This is a genomic window from Pseudomonas sp. WS 5079, assembly GCF_012985465.1.
In the GTDB taxonomy this organism is placed as follows: Bacteria; Pseudomonadota; Gammaproteobacteria; order Pseudomonadales; family Pseudomonadaceae; genus Aquipseudomonas.
Map to the genome: position 1 here is coordinate 604,961 of NZ_JAAQWN010000001.1, position 25,640 is coordinate 630,600.

The 25,640-nt window shown below is 63.1% G+C and carries 20 protein-coding genes and 1 pseudogene; 13 read left to right on the top strand and 8 right to left on the bottom strand.

Annotation, left to right across the window (positions count from 1 at the left end; translation table 11 throughout):
- From HBO05_RS02585 to HBO05_RS02595, 3 genes are all read right to left on the bottom strand, one after another.
- Nucleotides 1–3,774, bottom strand: coding sequence for a nitrate reductase subunit alpha (locus HBO05_RS02585; RefSeq protein ID WP_169953201.1), 3,774 nt, complete (start codon nucleotides 3,772–3,774; stop codon nucleotides 1–3).
- A gap of 70 nt (nucleotides 3,775–3,844) precedes the next feature.
- Entirely contained in the window at nucleotides 3,845–5,242 is a 1,398-nt protein-coding gene (locus HBO05_RS02590; RefSeq protein WP_169953198.1) for a NarK family nitrate/nitrite MFS transporter, read from the bottom strand.
- A complete protein-coding gene (locus HBO05_RS02595) occupies nucleotides 5,239–6,504 on the bottom strand; it encodes a nitrate/nitrite transporter (protein ID WP_169953196.1) in 1,266 nt (421 codons plus the stop codon). Before HBO05_RS02595 ends, HBO05_RS02590 begins: the two co-directional genes overlap by 4 nt.
- 310 nt (nucleotides 6,505–6,814) lie before the next feature.
- Between HBO05_RS02595 and HBO05_RS02600 the strand changes: the two genes are divergently transcribed.
- From HBO05_RS02600 to HBO05_RS02620, 5 genes and pseudogenes are all read left to right on the top strand, one after another.
- Complete coding sequence (locus HBO05_RS02600) at nucleotides 6,815–8,620, top strand: ATP-binding protein (protein ID WP_170041289.1); 1,806 nt, start codon at nucleotides 6,815–6,817, stop codon at nucleotides 8,618–8,620.
- 11 nt (nucleotides 8,621–8,631) lie between these two features.
- Nucleotides 8,632–9,279 carry a two-component system response regulator NarL gene (narL, locus tag HBO05_RS02605; protein WP_169953316.1) on the top strand — a complete coding sequence of 216 codons (648 nt, stop codon included), beginning with the start codon at nucleotides 8,632–8,634 and terminating at the stop codon, nucleotides 9,277–9,279.
- A gap of 435 nt (nucleotides 9,280–9,714) precedes the next feature.
- A pseudogene (locus tag HBO05_RS02610) lies at nucleotides 9,715–9,966 on the top strand (LysR family transcriptional regulator); the annotation flags it as partial.
- A gap of 47 nt (nucleotides 9,967–10,013) precedes the next feature.
- The gene (locus HBO05_RS02615) at nucleotides 10,014–10,694 is read left to right on the top strand and encodes a Crp/Fnr family transcriptional regulator (RefSeq protein ID WP_169953191.1); all 681 of its coding nucleotides are present in this window, start codon (nucleotides 10,014–10,016) and stop codon (nucleotides 10,692–10,694) included.
- 49 nt (nucleotides 10,695–10,743) lie between these two features.
- Nucleotides 10,744–11,892 carry a PatB family C-S lyase gene (locus HBO05_RS02620; protein WP_172311551.1) on the top strand — a complete coding sequence of 383 codons (1,149 nt, stop codon included), beginning with the start codon at nucleotides 10,744–10,746 and terminating at the stop codon, nucleotides 11,890–11,892.
- Between the two features lie 56 nt (nucleotides 11,893–11,948).
- Here the strand turns inward: HBO05_RS02620 and HBO05_RS02625 are convergent, their stop codons facing one another.
- The 5 genes from HBO05_RS02625 to HBO05_RS02645 form a co-directional block, all read right to left on the bottom strand.
- Nucleotides 11,949–12,164, bottom strand: a complete 216-nt coding sequence (locus HBO05_RS02625; protein WP_003173733.1) for a TOBE domain-containing protein — start codon at nucleotides 12,162–12,164, stop codon at nucleotides 11,949–11,951.
- A 220-nt stretch (nucleotides 12,165–12,384) separates the two neighbouring features.
- On the bottom strand, nucleotides 12,385–14,775 hold the full coding sequence (locus tag HBO05_RS02630) for a TonB-dependent receptor (protein ID WP_172311553.1): 2,391 nt from the start codon (nucleotides 14,773–14,775) through the stop codon (nucleotides 12,385–12,387).
- A 174-nt stretch (nucleotides 14,776–14,949) separates the two neighbouring features.
- The gene (locus tag HBO05_RS02635; protein ID WP_169953183.1) at nucleotides 14,950–15,885 is read right to left on the bottom strand and encodes a FecR domain-containing protein; all 936 of its coding nucleotides are present in this window, start codon (nucleotides 15,883–15,885) and stop codon (nucleotides 14,950–14,952) included.
- Nucleotides 15,882–16,400, bottom strand: a complete 519-nt coding sequence (locus HBO05_RS02640) for a sigma-70 family RNA polymerase sigma factor (protein ID WP_172311555.1) — start codon at nucleotides 16,398–16,400, stop codon at nucleotides 15,882–15,884. The genes HBO05_RS02635 and HBO05_RS02640 overlap by 4 nt, the downstream gene beginning before the upstream one ends.
- Before the next feature lie 107 nt (nucleotides 16,401–16,507).
- Complete coding sequence (locus tag HBO05_RS02645) at nucleotides 16,508–17,452, bottom strand: LysR family transcriptional regulator (protein ID WP_169953178.1); 945 nt, start codon at nucleotides 17,450–17,452, stop codon at nucleotides 16,508–16,510.
- 122 nt (nucleotides 17,453–17,574) lie between these two features.
- Between HBO05_RS02645 and HBO05_RS02650 the strand changes: the two genes are divergently transcribed.
- The 8 genes from HBO05_RS02650 to HBO05_RS02685 all read left to right on the top strand — a co-directional run bounded on the left by HBO05_RS02650 (nucleotide 17,575) and on the right by HBO05_RS02685 (nucleotide 25,544).
- Entirely contained in the window at nucleotides 17,575–18,870 is a 1,296-nt protein-coding gene (locus HBO05_RS02650) for an MFS transporter (RefSeq protein ID WP_169953175.1), read from the top strand.
- Nucleotides 18,871–18,886: 16 nt separating this feature from the next.
- Entirely contained in the window at nucleotides 18,887–20,071 is a 1,185-nt protein-coding gene (gene rhmD / locus HBO05_RS02655; RefSeq protein WP_172311557.1) for an L-rhamnonate dehydratase, read from the top strand.
- Nucleotides 20,072–20,082: 11 nt separating this feature from the next.
- A complete protein-coding gene (locus HBO05_RS02660; protein ID WP_169953173.1) occupies nucleotides 20,083–20,883 on the top strand; it encodes an HpcH/HpaI aldolase/citrate lyase family protein in 801 nt (266 codons plus the stop codon).
- A 10-nt stretch (nucleotides 20,884–20,893) separates the two neighbouring features.
- Nucleotides 20,894–22,327 carry an aldehyde dehydrogenase gene (aldA, locus tag HBO05_RS02665; protein ID WP_172311559.1) on the top strand — a complete coding sequence of 478 codons (1,434 nt, stop codon included), beginning with the start codon at nucleotides 20,894–20,896 and terminating at the stop codon, nucleotides 22,325–22,327.
- A gap of 69 nt (nucleotides 22,328–22,396) precedes the next feature.
- Nucleotides 22,397–23,281, top strand: coding sequence for an amidohydrolase family protein (locus tag HBO05_RS02670; RefSeq protein ID WP_170041284.1), 885 nt, complete (start codon nucleotides 22,397–22,399; stop codon nucleotides 23,279–23,281).
- Entirely contained in the window at nucleotides 23,281–23,601 is a 321-nt protein-coding gene (rhaM, locus tag HBO05_RS02675) for an L-rhamnose mutarotase (protein WP_170041283.1), read from the top strand. The genes HBO05_RS02670 and rhaM overlap by 1 nt, the downstream gene beginning before the upstream one ends.
- Nucleotides 23,602–23,643: 42 nt before the next feature.
- On the top strand, nucleotides 23,644–24,702 hold the full coding sequence (gene rhaT, locus HBO05_RS02680; RefSeq protein WP_169953169.1) for an L-rhamnose/proton symporter RhaT: 1,059 nt from the start codon (nucleotides 23,644–23,646) through the stop codon (nucleotides 24,700–24,702).
- A 71-nt stretch (nucleotides 24,703–24,773) separates the two neighbouring features.
- Nucleotides 24,774–25,544 (top strand): SDR family NAD(P)-dependent oxidoreductase, encoded by a 771-nt coding sequence (locus HBO05_RS02685; protein ID WP_169953168.1) that lies wholly within the window; start codon nucleotides 24,774–24,776, stop codon nucleotides 25,542–25,544.
- Nucleotides 25,545–25,640: the final 96 nt, after the last annotated feature.

Here is a 25,640-nt window from a genome sequence, read left to right on the forward strand (position 1 = left end):
TCAGTTCTCCTCGATATCGGTCGGCAATGGACGCGGCAGATCATCACCGCTGGAACCATCGAGCCAATCGACCTTGACCATCTTGCGCACCACCACGAATTCATCGCGGTTGCAGCCGACTGTGCCGTAATAGTTGAAACCGTAGGCCTGCTGGGCATAGCCACCGATCATGTGGGTCGGCTTGAGCACCACGCGGGTCACCGAGTTGTGGTGGCCGCCACGGGTCTTGGTGGTTTCCGAACCCGGTACGTTCACGATGCGTTCCTGGGCGTGGTACATCATCACCATGCCTTCCTTGACCCGCTGGCTGACCACCGCACGGGCGGTCAGCGCGCCGTTGACGTTGAAGCACTCGATCCAGTCGTTGTCCTCGATCCCGGCGCGCTTGGCGTCGATTTCCGAGAGCCACACAATCGGGCCGCCACGGCTCAAGGTGAGCATCAGCAGGTTGTCGCTGTAGGTGCTGTGGATCCCCCATTTCTGGTGCGGCGTGATCCAGTTCAGGACGATTTCGGTCTCGCCATTGCTGCGCTTGTCCTTCACTCCTTCGATGGTGCGGGTGTTGACCGGTGGCCGGTAGCTCATCAACTGCTCGCCGAACGCCTGCATCCACGGGTGATCCTGGTAGAACTGCTGGCGGCCGGTGATGGTGCGCCATGGGATGTTTTCATGGACGTTGGTGTAGCCGGCGTTGTAGCTCACGTGCTCGTCTTCCAGGCCCGACCAGGTGGGGCTGGAGATGATCTTGCGCGGCTGCGCCTGGATATCGCGGAAGCGGATCGCTTCGTGGGCCTTGGAAATCGCCAGGTGGCTGTGGTCGATGCCGGTGAATTCCGACAGCGCCGCCCAGGCCTTCAAGGCGACCTTGCCGTTGGTTTCCGGAGCCAGGGACAGAATCACCTCGGCCGCATCAATCGCCGTGTCGATTTTTGGCCGGCCGTGGCTGATGCCCGCGTCGCCTTCGTGGTGGTTGAGTTCGCCAAGGAACTCGACTTCCTCGTCGGTATTCCAGTTGATGCCCTTGCCACCGTTGCCGAGTTTTTCCAGCATCGGGCCCAGCGATGAGAACTGCTTGTAGATGTTCGGGTAATCCCGTTCCACCACCGCCATGTTCGGCGCATTCTTGCCCGGTACCGGCGCCACGCCGGCGCTTTTCCAGTCGGTACCGCCAAACGGCTGGGCCAGCTCACCGACGCTGTCATGCATCAACGGCACGGTCACCAGGTCTTGCTCCACGCCAAGGTGGCCGACCGACATGGCCGAGAACGCCTTGGCGATGCCTTTGTAGATCTCCCAGTCCGAACGCGATTCCCACGCCGGATCAATCGCCGCCGACAGCGGGTGAATGAACGGGTGCATGTCCGAGGTGTTCATGTCGTCTTTTTCGTACCATGTTGCAGTCGGCAACACGATGTCGGAATACACGCAGGTCGAGGACATGCGGAAGTCCAGGGTGGTCACCAGGTCGAGCTTGCCGATGGCGCCGTCTTCGACCCACTCGGCCTCGGTTGGCTTGCATTCGGTGCTGTGGCCGATGTCTTCGTTCATCACCCCGTTCTTGGTGCCGAGCAGGTACTTGAGCATGTACTCGTGGCCCTTGCCCGACGAGCCGAGCAAGTTGGAACGCCAGATAAACATGTTGCGCGGGAAGTTCACCGGGCTGTCCGGCTGCTCGCAGGCAAAGCGCAGGCTGCCGTCCTGCCAGGACTTGACCACGTAGTCTTTGGGGTCCATACCGGCTGCCGCCGCGTCGCGGCAGATGTGCAACGGGTTGGTATTGAGTTGGGGTGCGCTGGGCAACCAGCCGGCGCGTTCGGCGCGGATGTTGTAGTCCAGGGCGTGCTCGGGGAACTGCGACTTGTCGGCCAACGGCGAGAGGATGTCGTGCATGCTCATCTTCTCGTGGCGCCATTGCGAGCTGTGGCCGTAGAAGAAGCTGGTGCCGTTCATCTGGCGCGGCGGACGGTTCCAGTCCAGGCCGAATGCCAGGGGCAGCCAGCCGCATTGCGGACGCAGTTTTTCCTGGCCCACGTAGTGCGCCCAACCGCCGCCGGTCTGGCCGACACAACCGCAGAGCATGAGCATATTGATCAGCCCGCGGTAGTTCATGTCCATGTGGTACCAGTGGTTCATTGCCGCGCCGACGATGATCATCGAGCGCCCACGGGTCTTGTCGGCGTTGTCGGCAAACTCACGGGCGATCTGGATCGCCTTCTCGCGGCTGACCCCGGTGATTGCCTCCTGCCAGGCTGGCGTGCCCGGTACGCTGGCGTCGTTGTAGTCCTTGGCCACATTGCTGCCGCCCAGGCCACGGTCGATGGCCAGGTTGGCCGCCGACAGGTCGAACACCGTCGCCACTTTGGCCACCGTGCCATCGGCCAGGGTCACGCTGTGCACCGGCACCCGACGGAACTGCACGGCGTCGCCGGCCACGTGCTGGAAGTAGTCGTGGGCTTCACCGGCAAAATACGGGAACGCCACTTCGGCGACGTCCTCGCCGATCAGGCTCAGCTTGAGGTCGATCTCGCGGCCTTCACCGCCTTCTTTGGCCAGGATGTTCCACTTGCCCTTCTCGCCCCAGCGATAGCCGATGGCGCCTTGTGGCGAGACCAGTTCGCCGCTTTCGTCGAGGGCGATGGTTTTCCATTCCGGGTTGTTGTCCTGGCCGAGGTTGTCCACCAGGTCCGAGGCGCGCAGGAAGCGGTCCGGCTGGAAGCCTGCGCCCGGGGCGAAGCCGGTCATGGGCTTGAGCATTACCAGCACCGGCAAGTCGGTGTAGCGCTTGGCGTATTCGGTGAAGTACGCGCTCGGTTTATCCAGGTGAAATTCCTTGAAGATCACATGGTTGAAGGCCTGGGCCAGTGCCGCGTCGGTGCCCTGCTTGGGGTTGAGCCACAGGTCGGTGAGCTTGGCTACTTCCGAATAGTCAGGCGTGATGGCCACGGTCTTGGTGCCCTTGTAGCGCACCTCGGTGAAGAAGTGCGCGTCCGGGGTCCGGGTCTGCGGGACGTTCGAGCCCCAGGCGATGATGTAGTTGGAGTTGTACCAGTCGGCCGATTCCGGCACGTCGGTCTGCTCGCCCCAGACCATCGGCGAGGCTGGCGGCAGGTCGCAGTACCAGTCATAGAAGCTCAGGCACACGCCGCCGATCAGCGACAGGTAACGCGAACCTGCGGCGTAGCTGACCATGGACATGGCCGGGATCGGCGAGAAGCCGACGATGCGGTCCGGGCCGTATTGCTTGATGGTGTAGACGTTGGACGCGGCGATGATTTCGTTGACTTCATCCCAGTTGGAGCGGATGAAGCCGCCCATGCCACGCTTGCTTTTATAGGAGTCGGCCTTGGCCTTGTCCTCGACAATGCTCGCCCAGGCCTCGACCGGCGACAGCGTCAGGCGCGCCTCGCGCCACAGCTTGAGCAATGGCTTGCGGATCTTCGGGTACTTCAGGCGGTTGGCGCTGTAGATGTACCAGCTGTAGCTCGCGCCACGGGGGCAGCCGCGCGGCTCGTGGTTAGGCAGGTCGTTGCGGGTACGCGGGTAGTCGGTCTGCTGGGTTTCCCAGGTGATCAGGCCGTTCTTCACGTAGATCTTCCACGAGCACGAGCCGGTGCAGTTCACCCCGTGGGTGGAGCGCACGATCTTGTCGTACTGCCAGCGCGAACGGTAGACGTTCTCCCAGTCGCGGGACTCCTTGCGGGTCTCGCCGTGACCTTCGGAGAATTCGTCTTGCTTGCGATTGAAGAACCGCAGTTGATCGAGTAAATGACTCATGGTGCTTTCCTCTCAGGCTTGCCGCGGGGTTCTGTGCCCCGCCCACGCAAGGTTTGAATTCGGGGTCGACTCAGCAGGGGGTCTCGGCGCCTTTGCGCGCATACCACCACCAGGTCACGACGATGCAGGTCAGGTAGAAGCCGACAAACATGTAGAACGCCATGGCCGGGCTGCCGGTGTAGGCCATGGACGAGCCAAAGGTCTTGGGGATGAAGAACGCACCGAAGGCACCCATGGCCGAGCTGAAGCCCAGCACGGCGGCCGATTCCTTGCTGGCATCCTTGAGGGCTTGCTCACGCACGGCGGCGGGTTTGCCGGCGCTGGCTTTTTCATGCTGGGTGCGGAAGATCACCGGGATCATGCGGAAGGTGGAGCCGTTGCCGATGCCGGTGGTGATGAACAGCAGCATGAACATGCCGAGGAAGCCGTAGAAGCTGCCGCCCTCGCCGTTCAGGGGCAAAAAGTGCAGGACGCCGAACACCATCACGATCATCAGCACGAAGTTCCACAAGGTCACCCGCGCACCGCCCAGCTTGTCGGCCAGCCAGCCGCCCAATGGGCGCACCAGGGCACCTACCAGCGGGCCGAGGAAGGCGAATTTCAGGGCGTTGACGTCTGGGAACGAGGTCTTGATCAGCATCGGGAAGGCGGCCGAAAAGCCAATGAAGGAACCGAAGGTGGCCAGGTACAACCAGCACATCAGCCAGTTGTGCTTGCGCTTGAAGATCACCGCCTGCTCGCTGAACGAAGCGCGGGCGCTGGACAGGTCATTCATGCCGAACCAGGCAAACAGGGTCACGGTGATGATGAACGGCACCCAGATAAACCCGGCGTTCTGCAACCACAACTGGCTGCCATCTTCCAGGGTCTGTGGCTGGCCGCCGAGCAGGCCGAACACGCCGAAGGTAATCACCAGCGGCACGCAGAACTGCATCACCGACACGCCCAGGTTACCCAGGCCGGCGTTCAGGCCCAGGGCCGTGCCTTGCTGGGACTTGGGGTAGAAGAAGCTGATGTTGGACATGCTCGAGGCGAAGTTGCCGCCACCGAAGCCGCACAGCAGCGCGATCAATACAAACACGCTGTAGGAGGTGCTCGGGTCTTGTACCGCGAAGCCCATCCACAGTGATGGAATCAGCAGCGACGCGGTGCTCAGGGCCGTCCAGCGGCGGCCACCGAAGATCGGCACCATGAACGAATAGAACACGCGCAACGTGGCGCCAGACAGGCCCGGCAACGCCGCCAGCCAGAACAGCTGGTCAGTGGTGAAGCTGAAACCGATGGCGTTCAGGCGCACGATCACCGTGCTCCACACCATCCACACAGCGAAGGCTAACAGCAGCGCCGGGATCGAGATCCACAGGTTGCGGGTTGCGGTCTGCTTGCCGCTGGCGCCCCAGAACGCCGGGTCTTCAGGGCGCCAGTCGTGGATCACCGGGCCCGAGTCGGGCTTTTGCGCGATAGTCATGCAGATTCTCCTTGGAGAGGCTGGGCCGCCGCTTTACCAAGCAGCGGTTGCTTGCGGATTTCGCTGAAGTACATCCAGGTCAGGGATACCCAGACCACGCCGTACATCAACATGAAGCAGGAGGAGCGCACGCCGGTGAGGTCCACCAGGGCGCCGAACATGATCGGCAGGACAAAGCCGCCAAGGCCGCCCGCCAGGCCGACGATGCCGGACACCGCGCCCATGTTTTGCGGGTAGTCATTGGCGATGTACTTGAACACCGAGGCCTTGCCGAAGGCGAAGGCGATGCCCATCACAAACAGCAGCACGGTGAACAGGGTGGCATTGAGGCCGATATGAAAATCCAGCGGGCCGTTGACGGTCTGCACCTGCAATTGGGTCTGCGGGTAGCTGAGCAGGAACAGGCAGATCCAACTGACCCACAACACCCACCAGGTCACGCTCTGTGCGCCCCAGCGGTCGGACATCCAGCCGCCCACAGCGCGCAGCACGCCACCGGGCAGGGAAAAACACGCGGCCAACAGCGCAGCGCTTTGCAGGCTGAAGCCGTATTCCTGCACGTAGTACTTGGTCGCCCACAGCGCCAGGGCCACGTAGCCACCGAACACAATCGAGTAGTACTGGCAGTAGCGCCACACGGCCGGGTCCTTGAGGCACAGCAGTTGTTCGCGCAAGGTGGCGCCACCGGCACTGCGGTGGGCCTTGTTCTCGCTGGTGAGGAACCAGAACAGCAGCGCGGTGATAAACAAGATTGCGCTGAACACCTTTGGCACCAGGTGCCAGGTACCCAGGGCGATCAGCGCCGGCGCCAGAAACTTGGTCACCGCCGCCCCCGCGTTACCAGCGCCGAACACGCCCATGGCAAAGCCCTGGTTGTCCTTGTCGAACCACTTGGCGACGTAGGCGATGCCCACCGAAAACGAGCCGCCGGCCAGGCCGACAAACAGCCCCAGCACGAGGAATTGCCAGAAGGCGGTGGCGTAGGTGATCAGGTACAGCGGCAGCACGCAGGCGAGCATCAAGACAAAGAACACGATGCGCCCGCCGAAGCGGTCAGTCAGCAGGCCCAGGGGCAGGCGCACCAGGGAGCCGGTCAGTACCGGGGTGGCGGCCAGCAGGCCGAACTGGGTTTCGTTGAGTTGCAGCAGCTCTTTGATCGGCACGCCGAGCACGGCGAACATCATCCAGACCATAAAGCACACGGTGAAGGCCAGTGTACTCATGCCCAGCACCAGGCCCTGTCTTACACGGGGTTGAGTCACGGTTTGCGCTCCCAGAAGTGATTCCATGAGCGCAGGTTAGGGGCGACGTCCTCCAGGAACTTGACCCAGATCAACGTCCACCTGGGGGGTATTGGCCTATGCTTGGCCCATCTACCTCTTAAGAGGTAGACCAAATAACAAGAGAAAGTCTTTATTTATCAATGGATTGGTCTCTTGTGCCGGCTTTTTCCCGTGGGAGGGTTCGCCGGCAACTCTTTAGAGGTAGTGCGCCAGGGAATGCAGAATCCAATACTGTTTCCTATGCCAGGTGCCGCCATGCTGTTGTCCTTACCCCTTCGATTACGCCGTGATGTTTAACTGGCTGCGCAGCTCCCTGCCCGCACGCGCCGGTGTCGCGGTGATCCTGATTGCGATCCTGGCCCTGGCCAGTTCCCTGAGCGCCGGGCTGATCGCCTGGTTCAGTCAGGGCGACGGCGCGGCCATCAACACCGCAGGCTCGGTGCGCATGGAGACCTACCACCTGAGCTGGAAACTCGCCGACCACGCCCCCGCCGACGAGATCCTGGCCATCACCCAGAGCCTGCAACGGCGCCTGGACAGCCAATCCTTGAAAGCGGTGCTCGAAGACGGCCCCCACAGCGCCCTGCAACAGAGCTACCGGCAGATCCAGCAACACTGGAACCAGGAACTGCGCCCGGCCATCGAGCGCGGCGACGGCGCGCTCTTTCGCGAGCGCGCACCGGCCTTTGTCGAGCAACTGAACCAGTTCGTCAGCCTGTTGCAGCAACAGAGTGAGCACAAACAAGGCTGGCAACAGCTGATCCAGGGCCTGGCGCTGTTCAGCACCCTGATCATCCTGCTGCTGGGGCTGTATGAGTTGCAGTACGGCGTGGTCACGCCCTTGAAGGAACTGGTGGACGCCACCCGGCGCTTTCGTGAGGGTGATTACCAGACCCGGGTCAATCACCGCTCCCAGGACGAACTGGGGCAACTGGCCCTGAGCTTCAACACCCTGGCCGAAACCATCGAGCAATCCCATCGCACCCTGGAAAGCCAGGTGCAGCACAAAACCCTCAACCTGCAACAGGCCAACGCCGCCCTGGAACTGCTCTACGAGAGCAGCCGCAGCCTGGCCACGCGCCTGGCCAACGCCGAAGGCCTCGACGAATTGATCCGGCGTTTCCAGAAACGCCTGCCGGGCCTGCGCCTGTCGCTGTGCCTGCAAGGGCACTTCCTCGCCCCGGCGCAGCAGATGCTCGCGCTGCATGGCGGCAACAGCCGCAACGTCTGCGCCATCGGTGACTGCGCCACCTGCGAGCGCCACCACGTGGCCCCGCCCCAGGTGTTCAGCATCAGCAACCAGGGCGCGGAACTGGGCGAACTCAAGGCGCATTTTGTCGACGGCCATGCCCCCCAAGCCTGGGAGCAACAACTGATCCAGGCCCTGGCCAACCTGATTGGCACCTCGCTGTCCCTCAAGCGCCAGCGCGAGCAGGACCACCGTTTATTGCTGCTGGACGAACGCACCATCATCGCCCGCGAGCTGCATGATTCCCTGGCCCAGGCCCTGTCCTATATGAAGCTGCAAGTCAGCCGCATGCAGACCCTGCTGCGCCGCGACGAACCCAAGGCCACCCTGGAAACCGTCACCGGTGAACTGCGCGAAGGCCTGAACAACGCCTACCGGCAATTGCGTGAGTTGCTCACCACCTTTCGCCTGCAAATCCACGATGCCGGGCTGGTCCAGGAGCTCAAAGACACCGCCGAGGAGTTCTCGCGGCGTGGCGAGTTCCAGGTGCACCTGCATGTGGATGCCCTGGCCTTCCAACTGTCGGCCAGTGAACAGATCCACCTGTTACAGGTAACCCGCGAAGCGCTGTCCAACTGCCTGCGCCATGCCCACGCCGAAAACGCCTGGCTGCAACTGCGCCAGAACGGCGAAACCGTGAGCCTGAGCATTGAAGACGATGGCCGCGGCTTCAGCGAGCCGGTGGACCAGCGCGAACACCACGGCCTGACCATCATGGACGAACGCGCCCGCAGCCTGCACGGTCAACTGGACATTTCCTCCCGCGAGCCTCAGGGCACCCGGGTGCACTTGCTGTTTCGCCCGGAATTCCTCGGGCACTCTTTACCAGAAGGTAGCTTGTCATGAACACGGCGCTCATCACCCCATCTGTACGCCACCGCATCCTGCTCGTCGACGACCACCCGATGATGCGCCACGGCATGCGCCAGATGCTCGAACTGGAAGACGACCTGCACGTGGTGGGCGAAGCCGGCAATGGCGAGGAAGCCCTGGGCCTGATCGAGTCGCTGCAACCGGACCTGGTGCTGCTGGACAACAACATGCCGCAGATGAACGGCCTGGAAACCCTGCGCCAGCTGCGGGCCATGGCCTATGGCGGCAAGGTCTTGCTGTTTACCGTGTCCGATGCCGAAGACGACATCCGCGACGCCCTGCGCCTGGATGCCAACGGCTACCTGCTCAAGGACATGGAGCCGGAACTGCTGATCCAGTACATCCGCGATGCGCTGCACGGCGCCCTGGTGATCAGCCCCGGCCTGACCCGGGTGCTGGCCCAGGCCTTGCGCTCGCCCCAGCCCCACGCGGCGGTGGAACTGACCGAACGCGAGCGGCAGGTGTTGAAGACCATTGCCGGGGGCTATAGCAACAAGGTGATCGGGCACAAGCTGGGGATTACCGAGGGCACGGTGAAAGTGCATGTGAAGAATCTGCTGCACAAACTGGGGCTGCGCTCGCGGGTGGAAGCGGCGGTTTGGGCGATGGAGCATTTGCGTCAGGCTGGGTAGGGACTGATGCACCGCCATCGCAGCATAGGTATCTACACATCTCTTTAGTGATTCTCAGGGTTGTGTACATATCCGTTGCTGCGGTCACGGCTACTATTGGTTCCGCCCTTACGGCGGCTCACTTTGGAAGAGCGCCAAAGGAAGCAAAGCGCTCTTGCCCCACCACTCGGAGCCTGGCCCAGGCCCGGCGGGCAAGCCATTCCCCTGTGGGAGTGGGCTTGCCCGCGATGGCGCCCGCAAGAAAACATCAGAGTGTCAGGCATTCATTTTTCATCGTTAACGACCATCGCGAGCAAGCCCGCTCCCACAGGAGCACGCGTGCAATTTGAAGATCAGGTCGGCTCTAAGGCCGCCTCGCTTTCACCGTCAACGCCCCCACTCACCGTCCCCACCATCACCATCACCGGAGGCCGCTGCGCCAATATCACCCACGCCATCAGCATCGCCAGCTACGGCACGATTATCGGCTGTGTCAGTGCCGGCAGCGGCGCCGCGCTGGTGCCCCGGGGGATCTACGAGCAATATCGCCAGGGCGCCAACTGGCAAGGCCGTGAGTTCGCGGAACTGAAGCGCATCGACAACCGGTTTTACTGGCATGCCAACGCAGGTTGCCATCCGGCGCGCGATGCATTTTCGGCACTGCTGCAGGGCCACTGCCTCCACGGGGCTACCTCCAACGAGGCATAGGCCCCACAGGCCTCACGCTCTACCATGGACGGGAGCGGAGGTACGCCATGCTGACCCACCCATCCATCGTTTTAACCCTACGCCGGCATCATCTGTTCAGCCCGTTGCCGGAGAAGATTTTCCAGGACATCTGCACCCTGGCCAATCTCAAGCGCTTGCCCGCCCACATCACCTTGATGCACCAGGGCGACCCCGCCGAGCGGTTTTTCCTGCTGGTCAGCGGCCAGATCAAGTTGCACCGGGTCACCGGCGAAGGCCAGGAACATCTGGTGGAGGTCATTCGCCCCGGCCAGACCTTTGCCGAAGCCCTGCTGTTCAGCCAGGCCAAGGCCTACCCGGTAAGTGCCACGGCGCTCAAGGACAGCGTGCTGGTGAGTATCGAGGGCCATCATTACCGCAAGGCCCTGGAGGACCAGCCGCAGATCTGCCTGGCGATCCTCGGCACCATGAGCATCCACCTGCATCAGCGCCTCAAGGACATCGACACCCTGAGCCTGGCCAATGCCAGTCGCCGGGTCATCAACTTCCTGGTCCAGGAGCGCGATCTGGCCAGCGGAGATGTGGTGCTGCAAGTGCCCAAGCGCCTGGTAGCCTCCAAACTGGGGATTCAGCCAGAGACGTTTTCGCGGATTCTGCATCGTTTGGTTGACGCCGGCCTGATCGAGGTGCAACGGCGCACCATCCGCATCCTGTGCGAGGAGCAGTTGATGACCTATCAGGCCGGCTGACTTAGAATCGACGCGATTCTTCGCCCGCCTTCCTGACACGAGCGCCCCCATGAGCTTTGATTTCGACACGATCCACCCTCGCCTCGGCACCGGCAGCACCAAGTGGAGCCGCTACCCCGAAGACGTCTTGCCGATGTGGATTGCCGACATGGACATCGCCGCCCCACCGGCGATCCTCACGGCCCTGCACGCGCGCCTGGACCAGCAAATGCTCGGCTACAGCGTTGCCCGGCCAGAAGTGCGCGAAGCGATAATCAGCGACCTGTGGGACAAGTACGCCTGGCGCGTGCAGCCCGATGAACTGTTATTCCTGCCGGGCGTCGAGCCGGGTTTCAACATGGCCCTGCACGCCTTCGTCCAACCGGGCCAGTCGGTGGTCTTGCAGACTCCCAACTACGCGCCGCTGCGCCATGCGGCCGGCAACTGGAACCTGCCGAAGATCGAAGTGCCGTTTGAACTGAGCGCCCAGGGCGAATACCTCACCCCCCTGCCCGCATTGCGCCAGGCCTTGAAAGGTGCCGGTGCCTTGCTGTTGAGCAACCCCCACAACCCCCTGGGCAAGGTGTTCGCCCGCGAGGAATTGCTGGCGGTGGCCACTGCCTGCCTGGAACAGGGCACGCTGATTATCTCTGACGAAATCCATGCCGAGCTGTGCTTTGACGGGCGCCGGCATATCCCCACCGCATCGCTGAGCGCAGAGATCGCGCGGCGCACCATTACCCTGATGTCGGCCAGCAAGGCCTACAACGTTGCCGGCCTGAAGACCTGCTTTGCGATTGTCCAGGATCCAGTCATCCGCGAGCGCTTCAACAAGGCGCGCTGCGGCATGGTCGACAGTGTCAGCCCCCTAGGCCTGGAAGCCACCTGGGCGGCGTACAGCCAATGCGGTGAATGGTTGAAGGCGTTGCTGGCGTACTTGCAAGGCAACCGCGACTACCTGCTGGATGCAGTGCAAAAACGCCTGCCGGGGGTGACCATGCATGCCCCGCAAGGCACTTACCTGGCCTGGCTCGATTGCAGCGCCCTGGGCCTGGAAGACCCGCAGCGGTTTTTCCTGGAGCAGGCCAAGGTAGGCTTGAGTGCAGGCGTGGAATTTGGCGATGACAGCCAGCAGTTCGTGCGCTTGAACTTCGGCTGCCCGCGGGCGTTGCTCGAAGAAGGTATTTCACGCCTGGAACGCAGCCTGAAAAACCGCTGAACACCCGTGTAGGCGCAGGCTTGCCGGCGCCTATAAAGGTATGCGCAAGTTTGGGTTCAGAGCTTGGCGATGGACACTTCGGTGGATTTGACGAAGGCAATCACTTCGCTGCCCACCTTCAATTCTAGGTCGCGCACCGAACGGGTGGTGATCACCGAAGTGACAATCCCGGACGCGGTCTGCACGTCGATTTCGGACACCACCTCGCCCAGCAGAATTTCCTTGATCACGCCCTTGAACTGGTTGCGCACGTTGATCGCTTTGATGGTCATGTCGGTTTTCCTTTTACGGTTGGGTCAATCCGCACGAATGCGCAGGCCCTCAAAATGCGCCATTCCCACCAACAACAAAAGGAATAAATAACTATTTATTTATTCCATATAGATATATGAAAAACCCTGTAGGAGCCGGCTTGCCGGCGATGGGGCCCGTGAATCATGTGCTGAGTTCAAGGACGCCATCGCCGGCAAGCCGGCTCCTACATGGGTTTGGTCAAAAACCTACTGTTGCCGACACCAGCCATGTGCGCGGCGTAGACAGGGTCAGGCCAGGCGCGCTGTCGCTGGAGGTTGCAGCCGAGGCCCAATAGGTGGTGTCCAGCACGTTCTCCACGGTAGCGCGCAGGGTCACCGGGTTTTCCTTGACCTTGAAGGTATAGCGCGCCCCCAGGTCATAGCGTTCCCAGCCATCGATCTTCTGCTGGTTGGCTGCATCCAGGTACTGCGCGCCGGTGTGAATCGCCCGGGCGGTCAGGGTCAGGCCTTGCAGGCGCGGGATGTCCCATTCGGCCCCCAGGTTGACGTTGGCAATCGGCGAACCGGTGCCGCGCTTGCCGTCAGTCAGGCCCTGGGCGGTCTTGGTCTGCTCGCTGTCGAGCAGCATCACCCCGCCGAGCAGGCGCACGCCCGCCAGGGGCTCGCCAAACACGTTCAATTCCACACCCTGGTTGCGCAACTCGCCGTTGGGTTTGAAGAAGCCCTGGCTGTCGATGCCATAGGCCGGCTGTTTGATCTGGAACACGCTGGCGGTCAGGCCAAAGCTGCCCATGTCGTACTTGGCGCCGACTTCCACCTGCTTGCTCTTGGTCGGCGGGAAGATCGCGTTTTCATTGCGCACCCCACTCGAAGGCGCGGTCTCGCCCTGGCTCAAGCCCTCCATGTAGTTGGTGTACAGGGACAACTGGTCGGTGACTTTCACCACCAGGCCCAGGGCCGGCGAGGTCGCCTGTTCGTCGTACTCCGGCTGATCCTTGATGCCGTTGCTCCAGGAGGTGACCTGGACCTTTTGCAGGCGCGCGCCGAGGGTCAGCAGCACGCGCTCATCGAACAACGCCAGGGTGTCGGCCAGGGCCAGGCTGGTGAAGCGGTTTTCGGTGTGGGTGCTGGTGTCCCAGCGCACAGCCTGGCCTGGGTGGGGCAAGACCACCGGGTGGTAGAGATTGCTCTTGCCGGGGGTGTAGCGCTCGCCGGCATTGTCGAAATCCATGTTGAACTGATTGAGGCTGACATTGAGGGTGTGCCCCACCGGGCCGGTGTCGAACCAACTGCGCGCACCGACAGTGACGGTCTTGACGTATTCGTCGCGGCGGAAACTGCGCGGCACTACGGTGAAGTCGCCATTGCTCTGGGTCGCCTGCACGCCATGGCGCAGGAAGTCGTAGTTGCCTTTGCGTGCGCCGGCAGCGGCGTAGACCATCAGTGAATCACTGACATCGAACTCGCCACGCACCGCGCCAAAAGTGTCCTTGGTATGGGAATAAGTCCAGGACTGGGCGAAGTTGTCGCGGATATCGCGGGCCTTGGGCATCACGCTACCCTTGGCGATCTCCACGCGTTCCTGGGGTGCGTCGGCGGTGCGTTCCTGGCGCCCGAGGTCGAGGGACAGGCGCACCCGCTCCTTGCGATAGTCGAGGCCGATCACCGTCATTTCGCGGTCGACCTCCTGATGGTCCCACTCGGTATCGCCGGCTTGCTTCACGCCATTGAAGCGCACGCCAAACTGCTGCTCATCGCCAAACCGCCGGCCGATATCCACCGCGCCACCGAACTGCCCGGCCGAGGCATAACTGCCGGTGAACTCGGTGAGCGGTGTGTCGGCGGCGCGCTTGGGCTCGATATTGATCCCGCCGCCGATACTGCCCCGGGGCGCAATGCCACCGAGCAAGGCACCGGGGCCCTTGAGGATATCGACGCGTTCGACCATTTCCATGTCGATGGCGTAGGTCGGCAGCACGCCGTACAGGCCGCCGTAGGACACATCACTGTTGAACAAGCTGAAACCGCGCACCGAGAACTGCTCGAAACGCCCACCCGCCGGGTTGGTGATGCGCACCGAAGGGTCACTGGCAACCATCTCGCCGAGGGTGCGCGCCTGCAGGTTTTTCACGGCCTTGGCGGTATAGGAGGTGAGGTTGAACGGCGTATCCATAAAATCGCCGTCGCCGAGCATGCCCTGCGCACCTTTGCGCGTGACCTGGTCACCGGCGTAGGTTTGGGCGACGGGTGTGTTCGCCAGCCCAAGAATCGAGGTGGCTGGCAACTGATAGGCATCGCCCTGGGGGGCGGGGATCAGGGTGTAGGCACGCTCCCCCACTGCCTGCAATTGCAGGCCTGAGCCTTGCAGCAGCCGGGCAAAACCTTCCTCGACGGCAAACTCACCAGAGATCCCGGCGCTTTGGCGGCCACTGACCAGGGCCGGGTCCACCGACAGATTGACCCCGGCCAACCCGGCAAATCGGGTCAAGGCACTGCCCAGGCTACCGCCGGGCACTTGGTAACTGCGCCGGGCCGCGTCCTCGGCCCAGCTCACAGGAATGAACAACGGGCTGGCACTCAGGCTCAGCACCAGACTCAGGCGCAACAACGATGGCGGGACGACGGGCATTAAAAGGCTCTCTGTTTTCGTTCACTTGCCTTGGATGACAGGCGAGACGAAAAAAAGGGACACGGTCTTACCCTGTGGGAGCGGGCTTGCCCGCGATGGCTGAGTGTCAGTCGATACATGGGGTGACTGATGCACCGCGATCGCGGGCAAGCCCGCTCCCACATTGGGGGGTGGTCAAACCGGGGTTTTGCGCGATGCCAGCGTGACCCAATAACGGGTGCGAAACTGCACGTGTAGCCCGTGGGTGGTGGCCAGCAGGCTGAGGATGCGGTCGGTGTCGTCCAGGCGGAAACTGCCGGTCACGCGCAGGGTTTCCAGGCGCGGGTCCCAACGCAGCACGCCCGGGCGATAGCGATCCAGCTCGCGCAGGAAATCGCCCAGCCCTTGGTTCTGCGCGGTCAGCACCCCATCGCGCCAGCCCAGTTGCAGCACGTCGAACGGCAGCGGCGCGCCTAACCCCGACGGTTGTAAGCGTATTTGTTGCGCGCTGTGCAGCCAGGTACTACGCCCGGATCCATCTTGCACTTGCACCTGGCCCTTGAGCACCGACACCAGGCACGCGTCCGCCAGTTGGCGCACGCAAACCTCGGCCTGGCTGGCGATGACCTGGCCATAGCGGGTGTGTACGGTCAGCGCCGACGGGCCAGGCACATTCAGCGCCATCTCGCCATCGACCAGGGTCAGGCGTCGCCGAGGAAGGTCCACATCCACCGCGCTGGCGGTGTTCAGTTGCAGGGCGCTGCCATCGGCCAACGGCACGCGTTTGCGCTCGCCGGTGGCGGTATGCAGGTCGGCACGCCACACGTCGATGGGCAACTGGCGACTGAGCAACCAGGCCGCCGGCACCAGTGCCGCCACGCCCAGGGCGCGCTTGAGCACCGCGCGCCGGCCAGGTTGCGGGCGGTCGAGGCTGGCCATGGCCAGGGAGGATGGCAACTCGGCAAACCGCTGGCGCAGCAACTGCGCCTTTTGCCAGGCTTGTTCGTGCTGGGGGTGACTGTCGCGCCATTGCTGCAAACCGTCATGGTCACGCTCGCCGGCCGTGCCGGATTCCAGCAACGCCAACCACTGCGCGGCTGCCCGCGCTACATCCGGTGCGGTGCGGCTCACAGTTCCACCAGTAGGCAATGTTCGTAGGCCTGGGCCATATAACGCTTGACCGTACGTTCCGAAACCTTGAGACGCTCGGCAATCTCCCGGTAGCCCAGGCCTTCGAGCTGGCTCCAGAGGAACGCCCGGCGCACCGGGGCCGCCAAGCCGTCGAGCAGTTCGTCCAGGGCGTGCAGGGTTTCCAGCAGCAACCAACGATGCTCCGGCGAGGGAGCGCAGTCTTCGGGCAAGCGTGCCAGGGCATTCAAGTACGCCTGCTCCAGGCTGCGGCGCTGATGAAAATTGACCAGGAGGCGCTTGCCCACTGTCACCAGATAGGCCCGTGGTTCCTGCAATTGCGCCACCGGCTGGGCGCTGGCCAGTACCCGCAGGAACGTATCCTGGCTCAGGTCGGCGGCATCCCAGGCATTGCCCAGGCGCCGGCGCAGCCAGCTTTCCAGCCAGCTGCGGTGGTCGCGGTACAAGGTGCTCAGGCTGGGTTCGGCGGTGATCGTTGGCGATACAGCATCATTCATGGCAAGCGAACCCTGGGCGGCGCGAGTAAGTCTCAAATGAGATTCATTCTATTTAATATCCCTGGCGCATACCATGTTCTTTTTCCCGGATAGACGGGCGGAGGCGGTTAATCAAGCGCCCTGGCCTTGTAACGCAGTAAATCTATAAACAACCCCAACTCACGGCTCACCGGTTCACCCTTGCGCAGCAAGATGCCAAATGGCGCAAGCGTCACCTCCAGCTCCACCGGCAACTGCACCACCAGGCCCATCTTCAGGTAATCGCGCAGTGCGCTTTCGGAAAGCACCATGATCGCGTCGGTCAGTTGGATCAGTTGCTGCATGGAATACACCGAGCTGCATTCAATGATGTCCGCCGGCAGCGGCAGGGCCAGGTGCTGCAACGCTTCGTCAAAACCGATGCGTGCCGGGCTGCTTTCCGGTTGCAGGATCCACGGCCAGTCGCTGACCAACTCGGCCAACGGCAGGCTCGCACGCTGCGCCAGCGGGTGCCCGGCGTGCACCACCACCAGCAAGCGCTCGTTGCCCAGCGGCTCGAAGCTGTAGTGTTCGCTGTCGGTGGCGGCGTTGCGCCGGGCGATGGCCAGGTCGATGCGCCCCTGTTCCAGTAACTGGATCACCTGGTCGCTGGTGTCGCCCATGATGCGGATGCGCAGTTGCGGGTTGAGGGATTTGATCTGCGCAATCGAGTCCATCACCAGGTCCGGCGCGGCGCCCATGATGGTGCCGATTGCCAGGTAGCCATAACCGCCCTGCTGGCGCGCCATCAGGTCTTCGGCGCAGCGGTCGAGGCCGCTGAGGGCCGATTCGGCAAAGCGGATCAACTCCTTGCCCAGCGCCGTCGGGCGCATGCCACGGGGCAGGCGCTCGAACAGGTCACAGGCAAACATGTCCTCGATCTCGCGCAGCATGCGGGTGGCAGCCGGCTGCGACATGTTCAGGGCCTGGGAGGCACGGTGCAGGTTCTGGCTGGAGCTCAAGGCCACCAGCATATGCAGATGCTTGTAGCGCAGGCGGTTGAACAGGCTGCGGGAAATCAGCGGACTACTCATTTTTTTCCTTGTTATCGATACCCTGAGGTTATCGCTTGTAAGCGAGATTCGATTTGTAGCGCATTGCTCGGCCGCCGTACAGTCCGGCCCATAAGAACAAAGCCTTACAAAAGGATTTCCAGATGACCACCCTGCCCGCGTCCCTGCTCGCCAAGATTTCCTGGCGGCTCCTGCCCTTCTTGCTGCTGATGTACATCATGGCCTTCCTCGACCGCGCCAACGTCGGGTTCGCCAAGCAAGCCTTCCAGGCCGACACCGGTCTGAGCGACGCCGCCTTCGCCTTTGGCGCCGGGGTGTTTTTTGTTGGCTACGCGTTGCTCGAAGTACCGAGCAACCTGATCCTGCATCGCGTCGGCGCCCGCCTGTGGATGTGCCGGATCATGGTCAGTTGGGGCCTGGTCTCGGCGGCCATGGTGTTTGCCCATAACGAAACCAGCTTCTACATCCTGCGCTTCCTGCTGGGCGTGGCCGAAGCCGGTTTTTTCCCCGGCGTGATCCTCTACCTCACCTATTGGTTTCCCCAGGCCGCGCGTGGCAAGGCCATGGGCTTCTTCTATTTTGGCGCGCCGCTGGCCTTTATTTTTGGCAGCCCGCTGTCTGGCCTGCTCTTGGAAATGGACGGTTTCGTCGGCCTGCACGGCTGGCAGTGGTTGTTCGCCGTGGAAGGCCTGATGGCTTCGGCGGTGGGCATCTGGGCCTATTGGTACCTGGACAATCGCCCCGCCGACGCCAAGTGGCTGAGCCTTGAAGAGCGCCGCCAGATCCAGGACCTGCTGGATGCAGAAGACCAGCACAAAGGCTCCCATGGCCGCAGCCTGCTCGGCGTGCTGTGCCAGCCGTCGGTGCTGTACCTGTGCCTGATCTACCTGCTGATCCAGGCCAGTGTCTACGGCGTGGTGTTTTACCTGCCAACCCAGGTCAGTGGCCTGCTCGGCACCAAGGTCGGCCTGATGGTCGGGTTGGTCTCGGCGATTCCCTGGGTCTGCGCGCTGTTCGCCGCGTGGTGGATCCCCGGTTATTCGGACCGCAGCGGCGAGCGCCGGCGTACCGCGTCCCTGACCCTGGTGATGGCCGCCGCCGGCATCGCCTGCTCGGTCACCTTCGCCAACCCGTTGCTGGGCATGCTCGCCCTGTGCTTTGCCGCCAGCGGATTCATCGCGGTGCAGCCGGTGTTCTGGACCTTCCCCTCCAGCTACCTGGCCGGTAGCGCGGCGGCGGCGGGCATTGCCCTGATCAACTCCTTTGGCGCACTGGGCGGGTTTATCGCGCCGGTCCTGAAAAACTGGGCGGAAACCGCCTTCCACTCCCCGGCAGCCGGCCTGTACCTACTGTCTGCCACCACGGTACTGGCTGCATTGCTGGTGCTGGGTATCCACTCCCCCGGCCACACAGCGTCGAACACGCCGGCCACTGTTTAACTCCAGGAGTCACACCATGGGCAACATCACCATCAAACACGTGCGCGCCTTTGTCTTGCGTGGCGGCGGCGCGGATTACCACGACCAGGCCGACGGCCACTGGATCGACGACCACATCGCCACACCCATGAGCAAATACCCCGAGTACCGCCAGAGCCGCCGCAGTTTCGGCATCAACGTGCTCGGCACGTTGGTCGTGGAAGTAGAAGCCAGCGACGGCACTGTCGGGTTTGCCGTGACCACCGGCGGCGAGCCTGCGGCCTATATCGTCGAGAAACACCTGGCGCGCTTCCTTGAGGGCGCGCGGGTGACCGATATCGAGAAAATCTGGGACCAGATGTACCAGTCCACCCTGTACTACGGGCGCAAGGGCCTGGTGATCAACACCATCTCCGGGGTCGACCTGGCGCTGTGGGACCTGCTCGGCAAGATCCGCCAGGAACCGGTGCATCAATTGCTCGGCGGCGCGGTGCGCGATGAATTGCAGTTCTACGCCACCGGCGCGCGCCCGGACCTGGCGCAGAAGATGGGCTTTATCGGCGGCAAGATGCCCCTGCACCACGGCCCGGCCGAAGGTGAGGAAGGCCTGCGCAAGAACCTCGAAGAGCTGGCGAGCATGCGCGAACGGGTCGGCCCGGACTTCTGGCTGATGCTCGACTGCTGGATGAGCCTGGACCTGAACTACGCCACCAAACTGGCGATTGGCGCCCACGAATACGGCCTGAAATGGATTGAAGAGGCCCTGTCCCCCGACGATTACTGGGGCTATGCGGCCCTGCGCAATAACGTGCCCAAGGGCATGCTGGTCACCACCGGCGAACACGAAGCGACCCGCTGGGGCTTTCGCATGCTCCTGGAAATGGGCTGCTGCGACATTATCCAGCCGGATGTGGGCTGGTGCGGCGGCCTGACCGAATTGGTGAAAATCTCCGCCCTGGCCGATGCGCACAACGCCATGGTGGTGCCGCACGGTTCCTCGGTCTACAGCTACCACTTCGTCGCCACCCGCCAGAACAGCCCGTTTGCCGAATTTTTGATGATGGCGCCCAAGGCCGATGAAGTGGTGCCGATGTTCCACCCGCAACTGCTCGGCGAACCGGTCCCGGTCAATGGCCGCATGCGTTTGTCGTTGCTCGACAAGCCAGGCTTCGGCGTAGACCTGAACCCTGATTGCCAACTGCATCGTCCATATAACCGCTAAGGAGCCTCGCCATGCACATGCCTCATAACGCGTTCAAGGCCGGCCTGCGCCAGGACGCCAGCCAATACGGGATCTGGGCCGGTTTCGCCAGCGGCTACGGCGCGGAAATCGTCGCCAGTACCGGGTACGACTGGATGCTGATCGACGGCGAGCACGCGCCCAATACCGTGCCCAGTGTGCTCAGCCAATTGCAGGCGGTGGCGCCCTACAACACCGCGCCCGTGGTGCGTGCGGTCAGCGGCGATGCCAACCTGATCAAGCAACTGCTGGATATCGGCGCGCAGACCCTGATGATCCCCATGGTCGAAACAGCCGAGCAGGCCCAGGCCCTGGTGCGCGCCATGCGTTATCCGCCCCACGGTATACGTGGCGTGGGCGGCGGCCTGACCCGCGCCACGCGCTGGGATGGCGTCGAGAACTACCTCACCACCGCCCACCAGGAGCTGTGCCTGATCGTGCAGGTGGAGTCGCGCCTAGGCGTGGAAAACGTCGAGGCGATTGCCGCAGTCGAAGGGGTGGATGCGGTCTTTATCGGCCCCGCCGACCTGTCCATCGGCCTCGGCCATGCGGGCAACCCTGGCCACCCCCAAGTGCAGGAACGCATCCAGCACGCGGTCAACGCCACCCTGGCGGCGGGCAAGGCCTGCGGCATCCTCGCGCCCAATGAAGAAGACGCGCGCCGCTACCAGGCGTGGGGCTGTCGCTTCATTGCGGTGGCGATCGATATCAGCCTGCTGCGCCAGAGCGCCCTGAGCACCCTTGCCCGCTACCGCCCTGCCGCCGACGCGAAAGCGCCGTCGCGCACTTACTGAGAAGCCTGCCATGTCATCCGTTCCGGTCTACCAGAACTTCATCAACGGCCGCTTTACCCCAAGCAGCGCCCACATCGACGTGCTCAACCCCGCCACCGGCGCGCTGCTGTCCAAAGTGCCGGCCGCCACTGCCGAGGATGTCGACCAGGCCCTGGCCGCCGCCCGCGCCGCGCAACAGGACTGGGCGCGCAAACCGGCCATCGAACGCGCCGGGCACTTGCGGCGCATCGCCGCCAAGCTGCGGGAAAACGTCGCCCACCTGGCCCGCACCATCACTCTGGAACAGGGCAAGATCAGCAGTCTGGCTGAGGTTGAAGTCAACTTCACCGCCGACTACCTCGACTACATGGCCGAATGGGCGCGCCGCATCGAAGGCGAGATCATCACCAGCGACCGGCCCAACGAAAACATCTTCCTGTTCCGCAAGCCCCTGGGCGTGGTAGCGGGGATCCTGCCGTGGAACTTCCCGTTCTTCCTCATCGCCCGCAAGATGGCCCCGGCGCTGTTGACCGGCAATACCATCGTGATCAAGCCCAGCGAAGAAACGCCGAACAACTGCTTTGAATTCGCCCGGCTGGTGGCCGAGACCGACCTGCCGGCGGGGGTGTTCAACGTGGTGTGTGGCGACGGCCAGGTCGGCGGCGCCCTCACCACCCACAAGGGCGTGGACATGATCAGCTTTACCGGCAGCGTCGCCACCGGCTCGCGGATCATGACCGCCGCAGCACCCAACATCACCAAGCTCAACCTGGAGCTGGGTGGCAAGGCGCCGGCGATTGTCCTGGCCGATGCCGACCTGGAACTGGCGGTCAAGGCCATCCGTGATTCGCGGATCATCAACAGCGGCCAGGTATGCAACTGCGCCGAACGGGTGTACGTGCAGCGCAGCGTCGCCGACCAGTTTATCGAGCGCATCAGCGCGGCGATGGCCGCCACCCGCTACGGCGACCCACTGGCCCAGGCCGATGTGGAGATGGGCCCGCTGATCAACCGCCAGGGCCTGGACAACGTCAACCGCAAGGTGCGCACCGCCCTCGCCCAGGGCGCAAGCCTGGTCACGGGCGGACAGATTGCCGACCTCGGCGCAGGCTTTCACTTCCAGCCCACGGTATTGGCCGGTGGCCGCGCCGACATGGATATCATGCGCGAAGAAATCTTCGGTCCGGTGCTGCCCGTCCAAATCATCGACGACCTCGACGAAGCCATCGCCCTGGCCAACGACTGCGACTATGGCCTGACCTCCTCGATCTACACCCGTGACCTGGGCAAGGCCATGCATGCGGTGCGCGAGTTGGCCTTTGGCGAAACCTACGTCAACCGCGAGAACTTCGAGGCGATGCAGGGCTTCCATGCCGGCGTGCGCAAATCCGGGATCGGCGGCGCCGATGGCAAGCACGGCCTGTACGAATACACCCATACCCATGTGGTGTACCTGCAGAGCTGAGGTGGGGCAACGGGCGCCGACACGCGAGTGCCGGCCCCAACAACCACCCCTTCCAACAAGGATTACACAATGAGCATTGCCAACCTCTACAACGGCCCGATCATCGACAGCCACCTGCACCTGTTCGACCCACGCCGCCCCCAGGGCATCCCGTGGCCCGAGCCGGGCAACCGTTTGTACGCCGCGCATCTGCCCGAGGATTACTGGGCATTGGCCGCCGAACACCAGGTGATCGGCGCAATCGCCGTGGAAGCCAGCCCGTGGCGCGACGACAACCATTGGTTGCTGCAAACCCTGCGCAGTGACCCTCGGATGCTTGGCTTTGTCGGCAATCTCGACCCGCTGCACCCACAATTTGCCGGCGACCTTGCCGCGCTCGCCTACGAGCCGCTGTTCCTGGGCCTGCGCTACGGCAACCTGTGGCAGCGTGATTTGCTGGTGGACCAAACCCGTCCAGGGTTCATCGACGGCCTGCGCCAGCTCGCCGATTGCGGGCGGTGCCTGGACAGCGCCAACCCTGAGCCACGATTGATCAAGGGCCTGCTGCACCTGAGCGACGCCCTGCCGCAGCTGCGCATCATTGTCGATCACCTGCCCAATGCCCAGGTCCCTGCGGGCCAGGAAGCGGCCTACCACGCCGACCTGCTGCGCTTGGCCGAACGGCCCAATGTGTTCGCCAAACTGGCAGAAATCCCCCAGCACGGGCCCGACGGCTTGATCGTCGACACCGCGTTCTACAACGACCGCCTGGCCGTGCTGTGGGACGCGTTTGGCGAAGACCGCTGCTTCTTCGGCAGCGACTGGCCCAACAGCGACCACCTGGCCGATTTCGCCACCACCCTGGGCCTGGTCAAACGCTGCATGGCTGATCAGCCCCAGGCCGTGCAGGAAAAATTCTTCCTGCACAACGCCGTGCGTATCTACAGCCCGACACTGCCACCTGGAGGCCTCTGATGCCGACCCGTGCCTTTCGCATGAACCTCAACCCCGGCATGGCTGCCGAGTACCGCCGGCGCCATGAGCAGATCTGGCCGGAACTGGCCCAGGCCCTGCGCGATGCCGGCGTGCTGGACTACCGGATCTTCCTCGACGCGTCCACCAACGCGCTGTTCGCCGTGTTGACCCATACCGACGAGCACGGCCTGGATGCCCTGCCCGGTACCGCGCTGATGCAACGCTGGTGGCAATACATGCAAGACATCATGCCCAGCCACGCGGATAACGCACCGGTCAGCGTAGATCTTGAACCGATGTTCAGCCTTACGCCCGACTGAGCCATTGGCTCCTCATCACAACAATAAAAAGGATTCGAACACGTGGAAATCATTCTCCTCGGTGTGATTCTGCATTTGATCGGTGGCTTTGCCTCCGGCAGTTTCTACATCCCCTACAAAAAAGTTGGTGGCTGGGCCTGGGAAAGCTACTGGATCACCGGCGGCCTGGTGTCGTGGCTGATCGTGCCGCTGATTGCCGCGCAATTGACCGTGCCCGGCTGGGTCGAAATCCTGCGCAACGCCGACACCAGCACCCTGCTCTGGACCTATATGTTCGGTGTGCTGTGGGGCATCGGCGGGCTGACGTTCGGCCTGACCATGCGCTACCTGGGGCTGTCTTTGGGCATGTCGCTGATCATGGGCCTGACCTCGGCCCTCGGCGCCCTGATGCCCGCCTTGTACCGCGACCTGTTCACCCACGAGACAGAGGGCACCCTGACCTCGATGCTTGCCTCACAAGGCGGGCATTGGGTGCTGTGGGGCGTGGCCGTGTCGCTGATCGGCATCGCAGTGTGCGGCAAGGCCGGGCTGATCAAGGAACGGGAAGTGTCCCAGGCGGTAAAGTTCGCCAGCGTCAGCGAGTTCGCCCTGGGCAAGGGCATGCTGGTGGCGGTGATTTCCGGGGTGTTGAGCGCCTGCTTCAGCTACGGTATTTCCGCCGGGCGCCCACTGGCCGCCGCCGCCGTGGAACATGGCGCCAACAGCCTGTTCCAGAACAACGTGACGTTCATGGTGATCATGTGGGGTGGCCTGACCACCAACGGCATCTGGTGCCTGTGGCTGAACTGGCGCAACCGCACGTTCCACAACTACACCGACCGCAACGCCCCGCTATTGCGCAACTACCTGCTGGTGGCGTGCGCCGGGACCTTGTGGTTCTTGCAATTCTTTTTCTACGGCATGGGCGAAAGCCGCCTGCAGAACGACGCCAGCTCGTGGGTGTTGCACATGTCTTTCATCATCATTGTGTCCAATTGCTGGGGCCTCTACTTTCGCGAATGGCACGGCACCAGCACGGCCAACAAGGGCGTGCTGGTGGCCGGGATCGCGGTGATCCTCGGCGCCATTGCCATGGTTGGCTACGGTAATTACCTCGGCTGAGGCCGCAATGCCTTTTTGTCGGGGCGAGCTTGCTCCTACAACAGCGTTATATTTTTTCCAGGAGATTTCCCATGTTGCTAGCAGACAAAACCGTGATCATCACCGGCGCCTCCCGTGGCATCGGCCGCGCTGCCGCCCGCGAATGTGCACGCCAGGGCGCCCGTGTGGTGATCGGCCATAGCGCCAGCACGCAAGGCACCCAGGCCGCGCTGTCGTTGATCGAGGAGATCCGCGCGTTCGGTGGCCAGGCCATTGAAGTAGGCGGTGATGCCGCCGACCCGGACACCGGCGACAAGCTGGTGGCGGGGGCAGTCGAGGCCTTCGGCAGTGTCGATGTGTTCGTCAACAACGCCGGGATCTGCCCGTTCCATTCGTTCCTCGACATGCCGCGCGAGGTCTACCTCAAGACGGTCAATACCAACCTCAACGGCGCCTACTTCGCCGTGCAGGCGGCGGCCAACCAGATGAAGAACCAGGGCCGTGGCGGCGCGATCATTGCCGTCAGTTCCATCAGCGCCCTGGTAGGTGGCGGCATGCAGACCCACTACACCCCGACCAAGGCCGGCCTGCATTCGTTGATGCAATCCTGCGCCATCGCCCTGGGGCCTTATGGCATTCGCTGCAACTCGGTACTGCCGGGCACCATCGCCACCGACATCAACAAGCAAGACCTGGCTGACGCAGAAAAACTCGCCTACATGACCTCCCGCACACCCCTGGGCCGCCTGGGCGAACCGGACGACGTCGCCGGGCCGATCGTGTTCCTGGCCTCGGACATGGCGCGCTACGTAACCGGCGCCTCGTTGCTGGTGGATGGCGGGTTGTTCGTCAACTTGCAGTAACCCCCGACACCGCCCCCACACACCAAAGATCCAATGTGGGAGCGGGCTTGCTCGCAATAGCAGTGTGTCAGTCAGCCGATTCATCACTGAACCACC

Coding starts and splice junctions, on each gene's coding strand:
- HBO05_RS02585 (WP_169953201.1), bottom strand. CDS start 3,774: ATGAGTCATTTACTCGATCAACTGCGGTTCTTCAATCGCAAGCAAGAC.
- HBO05_RS02590 (WP_169953198.1), bottom strand. CDS start 5,242: ATGACTATCGCGCAAAAGCCCGACTCGGGCCCGGTGATCCACGACTGG.
- HBO05_RS02600 (WP_170041289.1), top strand. CDS start 6,815: ATGTTTAACTGGCTGCGCAGCTCCCTGCCCGCACGCGCCGGTGTCGCG.
- HBO05_RS02615 (WP_169953191.1), top strand. CDS start 10,014: ATGCTGACCCACCCATCCATCGTTTTAACCCTACGCCGGCATCATCTG.
- HBO05_RS02620 (WP_172311551.1), top strand. CDS start 10,744: ATGAGCTTTGATTTCGACACGATCCACCCTCGCCTCGGCACCGGCAGC.
- HBO05_RS02625 (WP_003173733.1), bottom strand. CDS start 12,164: ATGACCATCAAAGCGATCAACGTGCGCAACCAGTTCAAGGGCGTGATC.
- HBO05_RS02630 (WP_172311553.1), bottom strand. CDS start 14,775: ATGCCCGTCGTCCCGCCATCGTTGTTGCGCCTGAGTCTGGTGCTGAGC.
- HBO05_RS02640 (WP_172311555.1), bottom strand. CDS start 16,400: ATGAATGATGCTGTATCGCCAACGATCACCGCCGAACCCAGCCTGAGC.
- HBO05_RS02645 (WP_169953178.1), bottom strand. CDS start 17,452: ATGAGTAGTCCGCTGATTTCCCGCAGCCTGTTCAACCGCCTGCGCTAC.
- HBO05_RS02650 (WP_169953175.1), top strand. CDS start 17,575: ATGACCACCCTGCCCGCGTCCCTGCTCGCCAAGATTTCCTGGCGGCTC.
- rhmD (WP_172311557.1), top strand. CDS start 18,887: ATGGGCAACATCACCATCAAACACGTGCGCGCCTTTGTCTTGCGTGGC.
- HBO05_RS02660 (WP_169953173.1), top strand. CDS start 20,083: ATGCACATGCCTCATAACGCGTTCAAGGCCGGCCTGCGCCAGGACGCC.
- aldA (WP_172311559.1), top strand. CDS start 20,894: ATGTCATCCGTTCCGGTCTACCAGAACTTCATCAACGGCCGCTTTACC.
- HBO05_RS02670 (WP_170041284.1), top strand. CDS start 22,397: ATGAGCATTGCCAACCTCTACAACGGCCCGATCATCGACAGCCACCTG.
- rhaM (WP_170041283.1), top strand. CDS start 23,281: ATGCCGACCCGTGCCTTTCGCATGAACCTCAACCCCGGCATGGCTGCC.
- HBO05_RS02685 (WP_169953168.1), top strand. CDS start 24,774: ATGTTGCTAGCAGACAAAACCGTGATCATCACCGGCGCCTCCCGTGGC.